Here is a 17,473-nt window from a genome sequence, read left to right as displayed (position 1 = left end):
TAGCGCGATGCACTGCTTGCGGCCCTATCGTTTAGTGGCCTAGGACACCGCCCTTTCACGGCGGCAGCACGGGTTCGAATCCCGTTGGGGTCACTCTTCGGAGTGAGCAAGTAACGTAGTGCGAAGCAACACCAGGCAAGACGGCAACACCAAGCAAGACAGCAACACCGAGCAAGACAGTACGACCAAGCAATTCCATATGGCCCTGTAGCGCAGCTGGTTAGCGTGCCGCCCTGTCACGGCGGAGGTCGCGGGTTCAAGTCCCGTCAGGGTCGCCACGGCTGGGTAGCTCAGTTGGTAGAGCGTTCGACTGAAAATCGAAAGGTCCGCGGATCGACGCCGCGTCCAGCCACATGGTGAAGAGCCCCTCGCGGAAGCGAGGGGCTCTTCTTCGTTCTGCAGGTCTCAGGCCTCGCGGGTCTTCGGGCTGCTGTCGTTCGTCTTCGCCGGGTCGCTCTCCACGACGGCACCGAGTGCGTCGTCGATGCGGGACATCAGCTCGGCCGGGATCGTGACACCAGCGGCGCCGGCGTTGTCGTGCACCTGCTCCGGTCGCGACGCACCGATGATCGCCGAGGCGACGTTCTCGTTCTGCAGCACCCACGCCACGGCGAGCTGCGCCATCGACAGGTCGAGCTCCTTCGCGATGGGCTCGAGCTCCTGCACGGACTGCAGGACTTCGTCGCGCATGAAGCGCTTGATCATGTCCGCGCCGCCCTTGTCGTCGGTCGCACGGGACCCCTCGGGCAGCGGCTGACCCGGCTTGTACTTGCCGGTGAGGACGCCCTGGGCGATGGGCGACCAGACGATCTGCGAGATGCCGAGTTCCTTCGAGGTCGGGACGACCTCGGCCTCGATCACCCGGTACAGCGCCGAGTACTGCGGCTGGTTCGAGATGAGCTGGAAGCCCAGCTCCTTCGCCAGTGCGGCACCGGCACGGAGCTGGTCGGCGGTCCACTCGGAGACACCAACGTAGAGGACCTTGCCCTGGCGGACGATGTCGGCGAACGCCTGCATGGTCTCTTCGAGCGGGGTCTCGTGGTCGTAGCGGTGCGCCTGGTACAGGTCGACGTAGTCCGTCTGCAGGCGACCGAGCGAGCCGTCGATCGACTCGAGGATGTGCTTGCGCGACAGCCCGGTGTCGTTGTGCTGCTTCGGGCCGGTCGGGCCGAAGACCTTCGTCGCGATCTCGAGCGACTGGCGACGCTCCCCCTTGAGGGCTTCGCCGAGGACGGTCTCGGCGCCGGTGTTCGCGTAGACGTCAGCGGTGTCGAACGTCGAGATGCCGACGTCGAGCGCGGCACGGACGCAGGCGATGGCGGCGTCGTTCTCGACCTGGGACGCGTGGGTCAGCCAGTTGCCGTAGGTGATCTCGGAGACCTTGAGGCCCGAGTTGCCGAGGTAGCGGTACTCCATGTGCGTGTCACTCCTGTCGTGGCCGCGTCGTCGCGGCGTCGTCCCCGACGGTAGTCCTCAGCTCGACACGCGCAGCCCAGCCGAGACCGGAATGGTGATACATGTGTACCGGACGGCAACGTGGGAGGCGGGAAAGACGAAACCCCGGCGATGTGGCTGGGCCAGTGATCGTTCCGGGGTCTTCGGGGTCAGTCTACGAGGAGGACGAATGGGAAGCAACAGGGGCACGACGAGCACTGATGCGCTCCGCACGCTCGTGACTCCGAGCCGTCTGCGCTCGTACGTCGACGCAACTCCTGACCTCCACAGTGCGCTGACGCTCTACGAGTGGAACATGAGGGCGTCGGCCAGCGTGATGGAACTCGTCGGCATCGTCGAGGTCGTCACGAGGAACGCGCTCGATCGCGAGCTGGCCACCTGGGCCAGGCGGAGGCACCCTGACAGCACCTGGTTGGACCAGGTACCCCTGGACCCCCAGGGCAGGAGCGATCTCGTGAAGGCGAGGGGTCGCGCGTCCCGGAACGGACGACGTCCCGAGGTGCACGGCCGTGTGGTGGCCGAACTCACGTTCGGGTTCTGGCGGTACCTCGTGGAGTCGCGCTACCTGACGACCCTCTGGATCCCAGCGCTCCACTCCGCGTTCCCTCACGGCCCCCACGACCTCCTGACCCGCCAGCGCGAGGTGCGGGCGCGTCTGCAGCAGCTGCACTTCGTGCGCAACCGCGCTGCGCACCACGAACCCATCCACGAGCGCGACCTTCGGCGAGACCACGACGACGCGATCGAACTCCTCGGCTGGATCCACCCAGCGGCCGCGGAGTGGGCCCAGGACGTGGCGAGCCTCCGGGCCGTGCTGCGCGCCCGGCCCAGCGCATGAGGTGCAGGATCGGGAACAGTGCAGCGCGCACGACCACCACGACGAAGGAGTCATCAATGACCGGAGCGAGCGTCCTGTTCATCGGCGGGAGCGGCGTCATCAGCGCCGCGTGCGTCACGGAGGCCACCCAGCAGGGGTACGACGTCACGGTCCTGAACCGTGGGACCACCGGAGGCAGGCCGATCCCGGACAGCGTGACGCGCCTCCAGGCCGACGTGTCGGACCGCGCCGCCCTGGCGGAGGTGCTGGGTGACCGCCACTTCGACACGGTCGTGAACTGGATCGCCTTCACGCCGGACCAGGTGCAGGCGGACGTGGAGTTCTTCGCGGGCCGGACTCGGCAGTACGTGTTCATCAGCTCGGCCTCGGCGTACCAGACGCCGGCGACGCACCTGCCGATCACGGAGTCGACGCCGCTGAAGAACCCGTTCTGGCAGTACTCGCGCGACAAGATCGCGTGCGAGGAGCTGCTCATGGAGGCGTACCGGGAGCAGGACTTCCCGGTCACGATCGTCCGGCCGTCGCACACCTACGACGAGACGAAGCTCCCGCTGAGCGGCGGGTGGACGGCCATCGCGCGGATGCGTGCCGGCAAGCCGGTCATCATCACGGGTGACGGCACCTCGCTCTGGACCCTCACGCACAGCCGCGACTTCGCGGTGGGCTTCACGGGGCTGCTCGACAACGCGTCCTCGATCGGTGAGGCCTTCACGATCACGAGCGACGAGGCCCCGACCTGGAACGCGATCGCGGCCGAGCTCGCCGCCGCGGCCGGGGTCGATGACCTGCGGATCGTGCACGTCCCCGCGGACGCCATCGCCGCCGTCGACGAGGACTGGGGCGCGGCGCTGCTCGGCGACAAGGCCAACAGCTCGGTCTTCGACAACAGCAAGATCCGGTCGCTGGTGCCGTGGTACCGGCCGCGCACGACCTACCGGCAGGGCGCTCGCGAGGTCCTCGCCTGGTACGAGGCGCACCCGGAGGAGCAGGTCGTCGACGAGCGGCTCGACGCGCTGATGGACCAGCTCGCGGAGCGCTGGGCGGTCTGACGCGGGACCCGCTGACGCGGGCTGGCCGACGCGGGTTGCGCGCAGAACACCGGTGTTCAGGGGTCACGCCGCGGGAGATCGCGGCGCGGACCCCGAACACCGGTGTTCTGCGAGACAGCAGGACCGCCGGGAGGCTCGGCTCGGGCCCGGAGCGTCAGCTGCGGTCGCGCAGGACCGCGGCCAGGGCACCGATCGCCGTGGCGACCTCGTCGTCGGTGACGACGAGCGGCGGGGCGAAGCGGATCGTCGACCCGTGGGTGTCCTTCAGGAGGACCCCGCGGGCGGCCATGGCCTTCGCGATCTCCTTGCCGGTGCCGATGGCGGGGTCGATGTCGATGCCCGCCCAGAGCCCGGCGACGCGGTGCGACACGACGCCGTGGCCGACGAGGTCGTCGAGCAGGCCGCGCAGGACCGGCTCCCCCGCCAGGGCCCGCTGCTGGAACGTCCCCTCGTCGAGCATCGCGACGACCTCGGCACCCACGGCCGCGGCGAGCGGGTTGCCGCCGAACGTGGAGCCGTGCTCGCCCGGACGCAGGACGCCGAGCACCTCACGCGACCCGACGACCGCGGACACCGGGACGATGCCGCCGCCCAGGGCCTTGCCGAGCGTGATGAGGTCGGGCCGGACGCCGACGCGCGACACCGCGAGGGTGTGCCCGGTGCGACCGAGCCCGGACTGGATCTCGTCGGCGATGAACAGCGCGCCGAACTCGTCGCAGACCTCGCGGACGGCCGGCAGGTAGTCGGCGGGCGGGATGACCACGCCGCCCTCGCCCTGGATCGGCTCGAGCAGCACGGCGACGACGGTCTCGTCCATGGCCTCGCGGAGCGCAGCGGCGTCGCCGTACGGCACGGTGCGGAAGCCCGGCGTGTACGGCCCGAAGTCGTTGCGGGCGTCGGGGTCGTCGGAGAACGAGATGATCGTCGTCGTGCGGCCGTGGAAGTTCCCACCGGCGACGATGATCGTGGCCTGCCCCTGCGGCACGCCCTTCACCCGGTAGCCCCAGGCCCGCGACACCTTGATCGCGGACTCGACGGCCTCGGCGCCGGTGTTCATCGGCAGGACCATGTCTGTGCCGGTGAGTGCGGCGAGGGACTCGGCGAACGGCCCGAGCCGGTCGTTCACGAACGCACGGCTGGTCAGGGTTACGCGGTCGAGCTGCGCACGGGCGGCGTCGAGCAGCCGCGGGTTGCCGTGGCCGAAGTTCACGGCCGAGTACGCGGCCAGGCCGTCCAGGTAGCGCTTCCCGTCGACGTCCGTCACCCAGGCGCCGTCACCGGAGGCGATGACGACCGGCAGCGGGCTGTAGTTGTGGGCGAGGGCACGGTCCTCGACGGCGAGCGCCGCGGCCGTGTTGGTGCCGGTCGCGGTGCCCGGTGCGCTGTCCATCAGGACCGCGCGACGGAGTTGCCGGTGCCGACCGGGTGCAGGTCGAGCGTGCAGCACTTGACGCCGCCACCACCGAGGAGGAGCTCGGACAGGTCGACGCCGATCGGGTTGTAGCCCTTCTCGCGCAGCTGCTCGGCGAACGTGGTCGCGCGGGCGGCGATCACGATGTTGTGGCCGTCGGAGTAGGAGTTCAGGCCGAGGATGGCGGCGTCCTCCTCGGTGGCGATGATGGCGTCCGGGAAGCGCTCGCGGAGGATCGCGAGCGAGGGCTCGTCGAACGCGGACTCGAGGTACGCGATGTTCGAGGTGCCGTCGGCGGTGGGCTCCGGGTCGAGCACGGCGATGGCGGTGTCGAGGTGGTAGAAGCTCGGGTTGATGAGCTTCAGGGTGATGACGTCGCGGCCGTAGACCCGCGCGATCTCCTCGTGCGAGGTGCTGTCCGAGCGGAACCCGGTGCCGGCGAGGATGACGTCGCCGACGAGCAGGAAGTCTCCCTCACCCTCGTTCGTCTCGACGGGCTCGGCGACCTGCAGGCCGGCGGAGCGGAACCAGTCCATGTACGCGGGGCCCTCGGGCTGCCGCTCCGGGTACTGGAACTTCGCGCCGTACGCCACGCCGTCGAGCACGAACCCGCCGTTTGCGGCGTAGACCATGTCCGGCAGGCCGTCGATCGGGTCGATCAGGTGGATCTCGAAGCCGAGCCCCTGGTAGACGTCGTACAGCTCCTGCCACTGGGCGACGGCCTTGGCGGTGTCGGTCGGGTCCTCGGGGTGCATCCACGGGTTGATCCGGTAGCTGACCGTGTAGAAGTCGGGCTTGCACATGAGGATGGTGCGCTTCGTCGCGGTGCGGACCGGAGCGGGCGCGGAGACGGTGCTGGTTTCGGGGTTCGACACTGGAGTCCTCCTGGGACTTCGGGCCCGAGCCTGCCAGGAACCACCACTGGACCAACCTCGGCGAGATGCAGGCTCACTCGCCGGTACCGCGGCGGACCAGGTCGACGCCGAGCATCAGTCTAGGGAGTACGCGTCCGTCCTCACAGCACCGGATCGCGCACGTTTCGTGCGTCCACCCCGGCGTCCTCGCAACGACGACGCGTACGATGGCTGCCGATGGACTCGCTCGACCACCGCATCCTGGATCAGCTCCGGGAGAACGCCCGCGCCGGATACGGCGACATCGGGTCGGTCGTCGGACTCTCGGCCTCGGCCGTCAAGCGCCGCGTGGACCGTCTGGTCGCCGACGGGGTCATCCGCGGGTTCACGATCAAGGTCGACCCCGCGGTCGAGGACCGTGGCACCGAGGCCTGGGTCGAGCTCTACTGCCGCGGCACGGTCTCCCCCGACGAGCTCCGCACGCTGCTCGACTCCGTGCCCGAGGTCGTCGACGCCGGCACCGTCACCGGCAGCGCCGACGCCGTGGTGCACATGCGCTCGAAGGACCTGCCGGCACTCGAGGAAGCGCTCGACCGCGTCCGGCTGGCACCGCAGGTCGACCACACGCGTTCCGCGATCGTGCTGTCCCGCCTGGTCTCCCGCGAGTCCGCGTAGCCCGCCTTGGTCCCCGCGTCCCGCACGGCCAGGAGGCTCGGAGCGGCTCCGGCAGGCCGGGGTCCGGCCCGGCGCCTGGTCACGGCAGCGGCGCTCGCCTACGTCGCGAACTGTGCCTGGGGCACCGCCGTGGCCGTCCGGCTCATCCGCACGAAGCGCCTGCGGGTCGTGCACCACGGGCTGTTCGTGGTGACCGCGACCCTGACGGGCGTGGCCGCCACGACACCGCTCTGGACCCGGTCACGCGCGGCCCTGTTCCTGCTGCCGGCACTCGTCCCGCTGGCCGTTGCTCCACGGACCGACCCCCGCTCCGGAGCACACTGGCAAGTCGCGGTCGCCGCCGCGCCGTCCTACCTGGGGGCGGTGCTCGCCGGGCGACGCTGACGCCAGGGAGGACAGCAGTGGAGCTCATCGAGGCCATCCGACGCCGACGGACGACGAACGGTGCGTTCCTGCCGGACCCCGTGTCCGAGGAGCACCAGCGGCTCCTCGTCGAGCTGGCCGGCCGGGCTCCGTCGCAGCTGAACAGCCAGCCGTGGCGCTTCGTCCTGGTCGAGGAACGGTCGACGATCGACCAGGTCGCGGCGATCAGCGGGCGCGCGATGACCCGCACGATGTCCGAGGGCACCTTCTTCGAGCGCTACCGGCCCTACTTCCGGTTCAGCCAGGCGGAGATGGACGAGCGTCGCGACGGCATGCTGTTCGACAAGCTCCCGAAGCCGCTCCGGCCGTTCACCGGGCAGGTGTTCACAAAGCGTGGGCAGTTCCTGATGAACACGCTCCGGGTGCCGCAGACCCTCGGCGAGGAGAACCGGAAGCTCGTGGCCGGGTCACCGCTGCTGCTCGGCGTGATGCTCGACCGGGACGAGTACCGGAAGGAGGCGCGGAACGCGTTCTACTCGGTGTTCAGCATGGGTGCGGCGATGGAGAACATCTGGCTCGCCACGACCGAGCTCGGCCTCGGCATCCAGTTCGTCTCGTTCCCGATGGAGATCGAGGAGTCGTGGGCCGAGGTCGAACAGCTGCTCGAGGTCCCGCCGGAGCTCGAGCTGATGGCCGTGTACCGGATCGGGTACCTGCCGCCCGAACGACGGCGCCCCGCGATCGACTGGGTGTCGAACGAACGGAAGCGTCCATCGCAGTACGTGTTCCGAGGGACCTGTGCGACGCCGCAGACCGGGTGGGACGATGCTCCCGTGACCCACCTCCGTGACGACCCGAGCGCTCCGTGACCGACACCCGACCTGCGGAGGCCGGGCCGAGCCTCCCGTCCGCTGCCCCCGGCCTGACGGGCCGCCCCTGGATCTCGCAGGACTGGCTCGACGTCGTCTTCGTGCACTGGCGCGTCGACGTGTCCGCCGTCGCGCCCCTGCTGCCCGCCGGCACCCGTCCCGACACGCTGAGCGTCGGCGGCGTGGACGACGGGGTGACCACCTGGGTGGGCCTCATCGGGTTCCGGTTCGAGGACACCCGCTTCCCGCCGCTCGGGCCGCTGGGTCGGACGGGGTCGATCGGGGACTTCGTCGAGGTCAACGTGCGCGTCTACACGGTGGACGAGCGCGGGCAGCACGGGGTGGTGTTCCTGTCGCTCGACGCGGGGAAGCTCCTGCCGACGATCGGCGCCCGCGTGGCCACCGGCCTGCCGTACTGGTGGGCGAACGCCGAGTACCGCTCCGGCGGCGGTCGCGTCGGGTACGCGATGCGTCGGCACGGGTCGCACCTGCGGTCGCTCGTCGAGGTCGAGGTGGGCGAGGTGATCGCGGAACCGAGCACGCTCGAGACCTTCCTGACGGCACGGTGGGGCATGCACGTGCGGCGGGCCGGGGCGACGCGCTACTGGCCGAACGAGCACGAGCCGTGGGCGCTGCACCGCGGGACGCTCGCGACGCTGCGGGACGACCTCATCGGCGCCGCGGGGCTGCCGCTCGCGCTGACGTCGCTCGCGCCGGACTCGGTGCTGTACTCCCCCGGCGTGACGACACGGTTCGGCGCCGGTCGCTGACGACGCTGATCGCTGACGGCGCCGGGTGCGCTCGCTCAGTCGAGCGGTGCGGTCCGGGCGGCACGGAACTGGAGCACGGCGACGACCGTGGCGACCACCGCGACGAGGGCGCCCGGGCCGATCCAGACGGCCTCCCGCGCCTCCGGGACGTCCGGCAGGGTCAGCCCGAGCACCGCGAGGGTCGCTGCACCCACGGCGAGCGCCGTCGCGGAGACGGCCGCGACGAGCCGGTCGAGCCGCGGGACCGAGCGAGCGACGTGGAAGAACTGCACTGCCGTGAGGAGGACGCTCGTCGCCGCCGTCGCGAAGAGACCGCTCGCGAGACCGAGGAGGGCCACGATCGTCCCGGCGCCGAAGCCGACGATGATCCCCACCACGTGGAACCGCCAGGAGGCCGCGCGGGACTGCTCCCGGTAGGCCGCCTGTCCGGTGACGGCCAGCGCCACGGCACCGGCCGCCACGGCGACGCCGGACAGGACACCGACGACGATCGAGACGGGGTCCCCGAACCGCGCGGGGACCACGACGAGCACCACCGCGAGCACCGCGGCGAGCGCCGGCAGGGGCCAGACCTCCCGCCGCCGGGTGGGTGTCCGGAGCACCCAGGAGGGCGGGGCGTCCTCGAGCGGCTCGGCGAGCTCTGCGGGGTCGTCCTGTCGGGGCTGCACGGTGTGAGTCTGCTCCACCGTCGCCGACGCGGGCGCCGTCAGTGTCGTGCGGTGGCGAGCAGCGACCGGACGTGCAGGAGCGACGGGTCCTCGTCCGGTGCCTGCGGGATCGCGCCCAGGGCGAAGGACTCCACCACGTCCGGGCCGAACACCACGCAGACCGTGGAGCCCCCGAACTGGAAGTACCCCAGCTCGTCGCCCTTGGTCATGTGGGCACCGGGTCGCACGCCGTCCCCGATGACACAGGACGAGACGTCGGACATGCCGATGAACACGACGGCGAGCTGCCCCACGGCCGGGTCGTCGGCCTCGATGACGATCACCACCCGTGTCGCCACGTGCGCCATGTACCCCTGCGACAGCGTCGGTTCCTCGGCGTCCGTCCCCTGCGCGTCGGCCTCGGAGTAGTACGTCCCCGGCTGGTGGAACGCGCGGAGCACCGTGCCGGAGACGGGGCTGTGCCAGCGGTGGTAGTCGACGGCGCTCAGGAAGGCCTGGAAGACGGTGCCGCCCTCGAGCCGTGCGGCGACCGGGTCCCCCGCCAGCATGTCGTCGAGCGAGTACGGCTCGCCCTTGATCCAGAAGGCGTCGCGTCGCTGCACGCCAGTGGCGATCCGGTAGGGGGTCGCCTCGCACGGGCTGACGATCACCGCGTCGTCGTCCGGACTCGCGACGGGCCGCTGGCCGTCACGGAAGCGGCGGGTGAAGAAGTCGTTCCACGAGGTGAAGCCCCAGTGCTCGTCCTCCGGGTCGTACCGGTACTGCCCCATGCCGGTCGCCTGTTGCGCCGCCTCGCTCTTCCACCCGGAGTCCGAGTCGTCGAGCACGGACAGGGAGGCCGGGCTCGACAGGTACTCGGACCAGGCGTCGAGGACACCGCGGAGCGCGTCGTTCACGCGGGGGTCGCGGAAGAAGGCGAAGCCCGCCGGGGTCGCCTTCGCCCAGTCGAACACGCCGTCGAGCGGTGTGGAGACCATCTGCTCGCCGAACTCCGGCGCGGAGCGGAGCACGTCGTCGATGAGCAGGTACATCTCGTCGAGGCTCTCGAGGTGGCGTTCCTGGTACGCCCGGCCGGTCGGTTCCTGGTCGATCATCTGGTGCGCGTGCATCCGCAGGACCGGGTCAGCGTCGACCACGTCACGGAAGGCGGCCACCGCCGGGTGCAGGGGCCGGTCCGCTGGGCGCGCCGCTGCGTGCTCGCGGCGGCCGCGCAACCAGGCCTCCAGCCCTCCCTGATCAGCGGGCAGCCACCCGGCTCTGGAGCGGACATCGGTCGATCGGTCGTTCGTCACGATCGCAGAACGTACACACGCTTCGGGGTACGGCGGCTGAGGACGTACAGATCACGCCAGGTACAAGGGGCACATGACACGTGTGGCAGTGGTGACCGGTGGTTCGGCAGGGCTCGGACGAGCGACAGTGCGGGAACTCGCCGCCAAGGGATGGGACGTGGCCGTGATCGCCCGCGGCCAGGAGGGCGTCGACGCCGCGGCCGCCGAGGTGGTGGCCGCCGGGCAGCGTGGACTCGCGCTCTCGGTGGACGTGGCCGACCGCGAGGCCGTCGAGCGGGCTGCCGACCGCATCGAGGTCGAACTCGGACCGATCGACCTGTGGGTCAACGGGGTCATGGTGGGCGTCTTCGGCCGCTTCCTCGACACCGCGCCCGAGGACTTCGAGCGGGCCCTCGACGTGACCTACCTCGGCTTCGTGAACGGCACCCGCGCCGCGCTGACCCGCATGGTCCCGCGCGACCGTGGTCACGTGATCCAGGTCGGTTCAGCGCTCGGCTTCCGGGGCATCCCGCTGCAGGCGGCGTACTGCGGGGCGAAGCACGCGATCGTCGGGTTCACCGAGTCCGTCGTCTCCGAGCTCATCGAGCAGGGCAGCAAGGTCCAGGTGTCCCGCGTCGACATGCCGGCGCTCAACACGATCCAGTTCAACTGGGTCAAGTCGCAGCTGCCGCACCACCCGCAGCCCGTCGCGCCGATCTACCAGCCCGAGGTCGGGGCCCGCGCCATCGCCGCGACCGCCGAGCGTCCCCGCCGTCGCACCTGGGTGGGTGAGTCCACCGTCTACACGATCCTCGGCAACCGGATCAGCGGGCGCTTCGCCGACTGGTACGCCGCGAAGACCCTGGTCTCCGGGCAGCAGATCGCCTCGAAGGACGGCCAGTCGCTGCCGTCGAACCTCTACGAACCCGTCGAGGGCGACCACGGTGCACACGGTGTGTTCGACGAGAACGCGCACGCCTGGTCCCCGCAGACCTGGTGGGTCGAGAACCGTCGCCTCGGCAACGGGATCATCGGTGCCGCGCTCGGCATCGTCGGCGCCGTCGCCGTCGCAGCAGGACGTCGACGATGAGCCGAGAGCGGGCGGTCCGCGCAGGCCTCGTGCAGCGCCAGACCGTCGTCGAGGGCATCCGCGCGGGGCTCGGGGTCCAGCACCTCGTGGCCCGGCGTGCGCCCGACGCCACGAGCGGGACGGCTGCGTTCCACCGGGTCCTCGGCGTGCGCCACCTGGTGCAGTCGGCGCTGCTGCTCCGAGCGGGTTCCGGCAACGCCCACACCCTCGGTGCCGCGATCGACGCCGCGCACGCGGTCACGATGCTCCCGCTGGTGCTGCTCGGCGGCCGATGGGGTCGGATCGGCACGCGGCAGTTCTGGCTGGCGACGGGTCTGGCCGTTGCCGAGGTCGCCCTCGTCGGGACCGGCCGGAAGCGCTGATCCGGAGGCTGTCGAGCAAGGGCGCTCCGGCCCGGGCGCAGGGACGCTCCAGAGGGGCCGGAGCGTCGATGCTTCGTGCGAACCTGCGGCAGTCAGGGGGAACCGCCGATCGGGTGTGGCTCGCTGGAGACGACAGTACCGTGTCCGCAGAAAGGGGGACAGAGCGTCTGTCTCCCCCAGTTCGAGGGACACGGTGGACAGGCCCCCGGGTGCGCACGGCATCCGCGCGTAGCGTCACGATCATGAGTGACAACGAGCAGACCGAACCCGTCATGGACGGCGCCACGGACGCGACCAACCACGAGAAGCTCTCGGGCCTGATCGAGCAGGTGAACCACGACCACGGATCCGAGGGTGCTGCGTCGATGGCCGACCACCTGCGCGACCGGATGGACGAGACCGGCGTCGAGCCCGAGGACGAGGGCGACACCGAGGACTGACCGGTCCTCGTTCGGAAGCCTGACCGATCCGGTCGGCGGAACTCACGTTCTGCCGACCGGATCCGTCATGTCCGGGGAGCAGAACCAGAACCAGAACCGGCCAGGAGGCTGTGGTCACGCCCACGACGGACGCCGACCAGACAGGTCAGATGCGCAGGGCGGCGAAGCGGGGGTCGACCGACCCGAAACGGTGCGTGGTGATCGACACCGACTGCTCGCGGAGGTACGGCAGCATCTCGATGAGGCCGGCCTCGACGACCGGTGCGTCGAAGATCGCCACGTCGATGCTCGCACCCAGCGCCTCCTCGAGCGCCAGTGCGTCCCCGCCGATCAGCCGGATGCGCGCACCCGGGCCGCCGAACGCGGTGTGCTTCGGCTGCTCGCGGGCCTGCGAGAGCACGATGTCGAGCGCGTCCTGCGGCTCGTCGGTCGGGTTCGACCAGTTGTCGCGGAACACGGCGCCCGACTCGGCGCGGGCGAGGAACTCCTCGTCCGACTCGACGAGGTGGTCGACGACGTCGAGCGGCGGCCGGCTCGCGGCGAGCAGCTGCGTGAGCGGACCCGGCAGCGGGCGCGCGGTGCTCAGCAGGACGTGCGCACGCGCGGCCGTGGCTGCGACCAGCGCGCGGACGAAGTCCCCGCTGGAGGCCGCGTCGGACTGCCGCAGGATCACGGACTGGGGACGGTAGCGCAGGACGTTCCGCTCGACGCCGAGCCCCGCGGTGTCCCGTGCGCTGCCGAACCGGGTCTTGCGCGCCCGGACGTCGCTGAGCGCACCCGCCCGGACCTGGTCGAACTCCTCGAACCGCAGTCCGCTGCGGGCGGCCTCGATCACGGCAGCGACCCGCGCCGGCAGCCCGTGCAGCTGGATGCTCTGGTGCGCCGTCCTCGGGACCGGCTCCCACCGGCCGAGCGACGCGACGTACGACGGGCCGCCGGGCTTCGTGCCGGGGCCGACGGCGGAGCGCTTCCAGCCGCCAGGGGGCTGCCGTCGGACGACCGATCCCGTGGTGGGACGGTTGACGACGAGGTTGCCGGCTCGGACACGGTGCATCCAGTCGGCGACCTCGTCGACGTCGAGCGAGTGCAGCCCGGCGGTGAGGCCGAAGTCGGTGTCGTTCTGGATCGCGATCGCGTCCCTGAGCGTCTCGGCGCGCATGATGCCGAGCACCGGCACGCCGTACTCGGTCTGGTGGAAGTCGCTGCCCGCTCGCACGCCGTCGCGGATGCCGGGGGACCAGAGCCGGCCTGAGTCGTCGAGCGCCTCGGGCTGCACGAGCCACGTCTCCCCCGGGCCGAGCTCGGTGAGCGCGCGCAGCGCGGCCCCGGCAGGTTCGTGGACGAGCGGGCCCATCTGCGCCGCTGGGTCGTTGGGCCAGGCCACCCGGAGGGAGCGTGTGGCGTCGACGAGCTGCCGGCGGAAACGCTCGCTCTCGCCGACCGAGCCGACCAGCACCACGAGGGACGCCGCCGTCCGCTGCTGCCCGGCACGGCCGAACGCCGAGCGGACGACGTCCTGCACGGCCAGGTCGAAGTCCGCCGACGGGGTGACCACGATCGCGTTCTTGCCGGTCGTGTCCGCGGTGAGCGGGAGTCCGGCACGCCACCACGTGAAGGACCTGGCCGTCTCGGTGGAGCCCGTGAGCAGGATCCGGTCGACGGCCCGGTGCGCGATCAGCTGGCGGCCGAGGACGTCCTCGTCGAGGTCGATGAGCTGCAGGAGCGAGTGCGGCACCCCGGCGTCCCAGAGCACGTCGGCCAGGACGGCCCCGGTCCGCTTGGCCTCGGGCGCGGGCTTCAGCAGCACCCCGCTGCCCGCGGCGAGCGCGGCGAGCACCCCGCCCGCGGCGGCCGCGATCGGGGAGTCCCACGACGGCGCGACGACGGTCAGGCGCGGGGGCACGAAGGACGCGTCGGTGACGTCCAGCAGCCCACGGGCCTGCTCGGCGGTGATGTACGCGTGGTCGACGGCCTGGCCGACCTCGGCGTCGGCCTCGGTGAGGGTGGCACCGGTCTCGGCGACGGCGGCCTCGACCAGGTCGGCACGCCGGGTCTCGAGCTCGTGCGCGATCAGGTCGAGGAGTTCGGCGCGGTCGACCGGGTCCTGCCGCCCCCAGTTGACGCCGGCCTGGGCGGTGCTGCGGATGATCCGCTCGAGCTTGGTGCGGTCGAGCACCCGGGAGCCGCGGATGGTCTGCGCGCCCGCCTTCGACGCCGGCACGCGACGCAGCACGTCGGCGGCCCAGGCCCGGTTCGCGGGGACCGTCGGGTCGGTGTCCGGTGTGGTCGCCGGGGGTGCCGCCGGCACGGGCTCGCCGAGGGCACGGCGGCGGTCCTGCGTGCGGTGCGTCGCCGCCACGGGTTGGTCGAGCGCGGCGACGGCGGCGAGCCAGCGCTGGTGCTCCCGCTCGAAGGCCGCCTGGTCGTGGTCGATCTCGAACGCACCGGCGGCCGAGCCCTGCGGGTCGGCGTTCTGCTGCAGCCGCCGGGCGAGGTAGCCGATCGCGGAGCGGAACTCGTCGGGGTGGACGACCGGGGTGGACAGCACGATCCGGCCGACGTCGGCACGGACGGCATCGGCGTGCGTCGCGGTCATGCCGAGCTGCATCTCGACCTCGACGGCGTCGGTCACCCCGCACCGCTCGGCGAGGACCCACGCGGTGGCGACGGTGAAGAGGTCCTGCGTGGCGACCCCGACGTGCACGGCGTCCGTGCGCTCCGGGGTGAGTGCGGCGTCGAGCAGCCGCAGGGCCGCGCTGGTGGTCTCGGTCGCGCTGCCCCAGGTGGCGAGCGGTCGGTCGTGCAGCAGCGCGTCGACGCGCTCGGTCGCCAGCGAGGCGCCCTCGGTCAGCCGGACCGTGATCGGCGCTCCGCCGCGGGCACGACGAGCGACGGCCCACTCGGTCAGGGACTCGAGCACGCCGGCGGTGTCGGGCAGCGCGGCCTGCAGCATGACGCCGGCGGGCAGCCCGAGGAACTCGTCGCGGTCGAGCAGCTGCCGGAACGCGGCGACGGTCACGTCGAGGTCGTGGTGGTCCTCGGTGTCGAGGGTGACGAACGTGGTCGGCCGTCCCTCGGTGCCCGGGGTGGACGCCGCGAGCCGGAACAGCGGTTCGAGCCGGTCGGCGATCCGTTCCACGGTCTGGTCGAACGCCCAGAGGGACATCTGCGGCACGACACTGCTGGCCGAGACGGTCACGCGGTCGACGTCGTCGCGCCGGACCATGTCCATCGTGCGCTGCAGCTGCCGGTCGCTCCCCGCCACCCCGAGCACCGTCTCCCCGAGGAGGTGCACGTCGAGCACGGAGCCGCCGTCCGCGACCTTCGCGAGGGCCGGTCCGAGCCGGGACGGTGCGGCGTCGACGACGAGGTGCCCGGCCACGCGGCGCAGGATCCGTCGCGCGGTGGGGACCACGGCCCACGGCGCCATCGTGGCGAACCCACCGCCGAGCGTGACGGCACCGCGGAGGTACCAGGCGAGCTCGTCGGGGACGTCCTGGCTGATCTCCTCGAGCTGGCGGGCCGCGACACGGGGGTCCTCGGGTCGGACGACCCGGTCGACGAACCCGAGCGTGAAGTCGAGGCCCTGCTCGTCCCGCAGGACCGCCGCGAGCCGTGCCGCCCCCGGGTCCGGCTTCACGTCGGCGGACGCAGCGACCCACCGCCGCACGAGGGCGACGACGTCGTCGGTGCAGTCCTGGAGTCGAGCGGTCGCCATGGATCGATCGTATGGGGACCCACCGGCATGACCTCGGAGCACGCCGGACGACGGCGAAGAGTCAGCTGAGCGTCATCCTGGTGGATGATCCTGCCCGCGAGGAGCCGTCCGCATGGATACGCTGACGACATGTCGAAGCAGGGCGACGTGGGCCACGACTGGGCCACGTGGGACGCGTACCACGACGTCTGGCGACGACTGGACCGGGCCCTCGACCACGCCGTGCAGCAGGGCGCCGGGATCTCCACGCCCGAGTTCGAGATCCTCATCGGTCTGCACCGCCAGGTCGACCACCGCCTGCGGGTCCGCGACGTCGCGGCGGGCATCGGCTGGGAGAAGTCCCGCGTCAGCCACCAGGTCACCCGGATGGTCTCCCGCGGACTCGTCGAGCGCACCGACTGCCCCACCGACGGGCGCGGCAGCTGGGTCGTGATGACCCCCGACGGGCGTCGCGCGGTGCTCGCCGGCATCCGCGCGCACACCGCGGCGCTCGAGCAGCTGTTCTGGAGGCCCGTGGCCGGTGACGCGGACACGCTGCGGTCCGTCAGCGCCCGGCTCGAGAGCGCGCTGGGCCCGGCCGACCTGGTCGACTGAGCAGCACGCCACGCGGCCCGAGCACCGTGGTCAGTGGTGGCGGTGGTCCTGGATCGTCATGCGCGGCCCGAACGCCGGCTTCCGGAAGCCGCTGCCGCCGATCAGCCGGACGACCCGGTGCCGGTGCCCACGCCACGGCTCGAGGAGCTCGAGCATGCCGTCGTCGTCCACCGGCCCGCCCGTCAGCGCCCAGCCGACGAGCGCCGGCACGTGGAAGTCCCCGACGCTCGGGGAGTCCGGGTCGCCGTGGGAGCGCTGCGTGGTCTCGGCGGCCGTCCACACCCCGATGCCCGGGATCGACTGCAGCCGCGCGGCCACGACGGCCCCACCGCGACCGAGGGACAGGGTGCGCTCGAGCGACGCCGCGACCTTGACCGCGCGCATCACCGTGGCGCTCCGTCCCGGCTCGATGCCCGCGCGGTGCCACTCCCAGCTCGGGATGCGGGCCCATTCCTCGGCGGACGGTGGGACGACCATGCCGTCGGGCGTCGGCCCAGGAGCCAGGGTGCCGTGGCGCCGCAGCAGGTACCGCCACGCGCCCCAGGCCTGCCGCGAGGTGACCTTCTGCTCCATGATCGCCGGCACGAGCATCGCGACGACGGTGTTCGTGCGGCACAGCCGGAGCCCGGGCTGCCGGTGGTGGGCCTCGGCGAGGAACCGGTGCGCCGTGACGTCGAGGTCGGACCAGTCGTCCCCGCGGCCGAGCAGGTCCGGGGCGTGCTCGAGCGCCCACGCGGCGCCGTCGCCCCACGCCGAGACCGCCACCGCGTCCCCGGTCCGCCGGAGCAGCACGGACGCAGGGCCCACCGGCGTCCGGAGCGCGAGCCACACGTCGGAGCCGACCACCCGGAAGGCCGGGTCGCCGGAGCCGCGCTGCAGGGGCCGGAGGGTCGCTGCCAGGTCCAGTGGGCCTCCTGGACGGTAGACCGTGTCGAGACGCGCGCCGTCCGTGGGACGCGACTCGAGACGGACCTGCTGCATGACAGGGATGGTAAGCGAAACCACCGTCAGCCAAGATGGACCCGTCCCACCCACCCGCCATCGGA

17 protein-coding genes and 3 tRNA genes are annotated in these 17,473 nt (G+C 71.8%); 13 read left to right on the top strand and 7 right to left on the bottom strand.

The window, feature by feature from the left end:
• The first annotated feature begins 20 nt into the window (after positions 1–20).
• From OXR63_RS01050 to OXR63_RS01040, 3 genes are all read left to right on the top strand, one after another.
• Positions 21–93, top strand: a tRNA-Glu gene (locus OXR63_RS01050).
• 108 nt (positions 94–201) lie between these two features.
• Positions 202–278: transfer RNA gene (locus OXR63_RS01045), tRNA-Asp, on the top strand.
• 1 nt (position 279) lies between these two features.
• A tRNA-Phe gene (locus OXR63_RS01040) sits at positions 280–352 on the top strand.
• A 53-nt stretch (positions 353–405) separates the two neighbouring features.
• Here the strand turns inward: OXR63_RS01040 and OXR63_RS01035 are convergent.
• On the bottom strand, positions 406–1,416 hold the full coding sequence (locus OXR63_RS01035; protein ID WP_267419461.1) for an aldo/keto reductase family protein: 1,011 nt from the start codon (positions 1,414–1,416) through the stop codon (positions 406–408).
• A gap of 208 nt (positions 1,417–1,624) precedes the next feature.
• Between OXR63_RS01035 and OXR63_RS01030 the strand changes: the two genes are divergently transcribed.
• A complete protein-coding gene (locus OXR63_RS01030; RefSeq protein ID WP_267419460.1) occupies positions 1,625–2,293 on the top strand; it encodes a hypothetical protein in 669 nt (222 codons plus the stop codon).
• A gap of 56 nt (positions 2,294–2,349) precedes the next feature.
• Positions 2,350–3,342: an NAD-dependent epimerase/dehydratase family protein gene (locus tag OXR63_RS01025; protein WP_267419459.1), complete on the top strand. Its 993-nt coding sequence runs from the start codon at positions 2,350–2,352 to the stop codon at positions 3,340–3,342.
• 154 nt (positions 3,343–3,496) lie between these two features.
• On the opposite strand, the gene rocD is transcribed toward OXR63_RS01025, so the two are convergent.
• Both rocD and ddaH read right to left on the bottom strand, forming a co-directional pair.
• Positions 3,497–4,732 carry an ornithine--oxo-acid transaminase gene (gene rocD, locus OXR63_RS01020; protein ID WP_267419457.1) on the bottom strand — a complete coding sequence of 412 codons (1,236 nt, stop codon included), beginning with the start codon at positions 4,730–4,732 and terminating at the stop codon, positions 3,497–3,499.
• Positions 4,732–5,628, bottom strand: a complete 897-nt coding sequence (ddaH, locus tag OXR63_RS01015; RefSeq protein ID WP_374116044.1) for a dimethylargininase — start codon at positions 5,626–5,628, stop codon at positions 4,732–4,734. Before ddaH ends, rocD begins: the two co-directional genes overlap by 1 nt.
• A 216-nt stretch (positions 5,629–5,844) precedes the next feature.
• Between ddaH and OXR63_RS01010 the strand changes: the two genes are divergently transcribed.
• From OXR63_RS01010 to OXR63_RS00995, 4 genes are read left to right on the top strand one after another with little or no spacing between them, the layout of a single operon-like run.
• Complete coding sequence (locus OXR63_RS01010; protein ID WP_194626951.1) at positions 5,845–6,282, top strand: Lrp/AsnC family transcriptional regulator; 438 nt, start codon at positions 5,845–5,847, stop codon at positions 6,280–6,282.
• 6 nt (positions 6,283–6,288) lie between these two features.
• The gene (locus tag OXR63_RS01005) at positions 6,289–6,666 is read left to right on the top strand and encodes a hypothetical protein (RefSeq protein WP_267419454.1); all 378 of its coding nucleotides are present in this window, start codon (positions 6,289–6,291) and stop codon (positions 6,664–6,666) included.
• 17 nt (positions 6,667–6,683) lie between these two features.
• A complete protein-coding gene (locus OXR63_RS01000) occupies positions 6,684–7,514 on the top strand; it encodes a nitroreductase family protein (RefSeq protein WP_267419452.1) in 831 nt (276 codons plus the stop codon).
• Entirely contained in the window at positions 7,511–8,284 is a 774-nt protein-coding gene (locus tag OXR63_RS00995) for a YqjF family protein (RefSeq protein ID WP_267419451.1), read from the top strand. Before OXR63_RS01000 ends, OXR63_RS00995 begins: the two co-directional genes overlap by 4 nt.
• 35 nt (positions 8,285–8,319) lie before the next feature.
• Here OXR63_RS00995 and OXR63_RS00990 read toward each other — a convergent pair whose 3' ends face one another.
• Together OXR63_RS00990 and OXR63_RS00985 are read right to left on the bottom strand one after the other, a co-directional pair.
• A complete protein-coding gene (locus OXR63_RS00990; protein WP_267419450.1) occupies positions 8,320–8,952 on the bottom strand; it encodes a hypothetical protein in 633 nt (210 codons plus the stop codon).
• A gap of 38 nt (positions 8,953–8,990) precedes the next feature.
• Positions 8,991–10,244, bottom strand: coding sequence for a phosphatidylserine decarboxylase family protein (locus OXR63_RS00985; RefSeq protein ID WP_267419449.1), 1,254 nt, complete (start codon positions 10,242–10,244; stop codon positions 8,991–8,993).
• 73 nt (positions 10,245–10,317) lie between these two features.
• Here OXR63_RS00985 and OXR63_RS00980 point away from each other — a divergent pair, with 73 nt between their 5' ends.
• From OXR63_RS00980 to OXR63_RS00970, 3 genes are all read left to right on the top strand, one after another.
• Positions 10,318–11,313, top strand: a complete 996-nt coding sequence (locus OXR63_RS00980) for an SDR family oxidoreductase (RefSeq protein ID WP_267419448.1) — start codon at positions 10,318–10,320, stop codon at positions 11,311–11,313.
• Positions 11,310–11,675, top strand: a complete 366-nt coding sequence (locus OXR63_RS00975; protein ID WP_267419447.1) for a hypothetical protein — start codon at positions 11,310–11,312, stop codon at positions 11,673–11,675. Before OXR63_RS00980 ends, OXR63_RS00975 begins: the two co-directional genes overlap by 4 nt.
• Before the next feature lie 242 nt (positions 11,676–11,917).
• Positions 11,918–12,115, top strand: a complete 198-nt coding sequence (locus tag OXR63_RS00970) for a hypothetical protein (RefSeq protein ID WP_267419446.1) — start codon at positions 11,918–11,920, stop codon at positions 12,113–12,115.
• Positions 12,116–12,260: 145 nt separating this feature from the next.
• Here OXR63_RS00970 and OXR63_RS00965 read toward each other — a convergent pair whose 3' ends face one another.
• Complete coding sequence (locus OXR63_RS00965; RefSeq protein ID WP_267419445.1) at positions 12,261–15,833, bottom strand: proline dehydrogenase family protein; 3,573 nt, start codon at positions 15,831–15,833, stop codon at positions 12,261–12,263.
• 129 nt (positions 15,834–15,962) lie between these two features.
• On the opposite strand from OXR63_RS00965, the gene OXR63_RS00960 reads away from it, so the two are divergent.
• A complete protein-coding gene (locus OXR63_RS00960) occupies positions 15,963–16,427 on the top strand; it encodes a MarR family winged helix-turn-helix transcriptional regulator (protein WP_267419444.1) in 465 nt (154 codons plus the stop codon).
• 30 nt (positions 16,428–16,457) lie between these two features.
• Here OXR63_RS00960 and OXR63_RS00955 read toward each other — a convergent pair whose 3' ends face one another.
• A complete protein-coding gene (locus tag OXR63_RS00955) occupies positions 16,458–17,408 on the bottom strand; it encodes a DNA-3-methyladenine glycosylase family protein (RefSeq protein WP_267419442.1) in 951 nt (316 codons plus the stop codon).
• Positions 17,409–17,473: the final 65 nt, after the last annotated feature.

This window comes from Curtobacterium sp. GC_Cur_3, assembly GCF_026544205.1.
In the GTDB taxonomy this organism is placed as follows: domain Bacteria; phylum Actinomycetota; class Actinomycetes; order Actinomycetales; family Microbacteriaceae; genus Curtobacterium.
The sequence above is the reverse complement of the archived record's forward strand: the minus strand, read 5'-3'. Positions and strand labels throughout refer to the sequence as shown.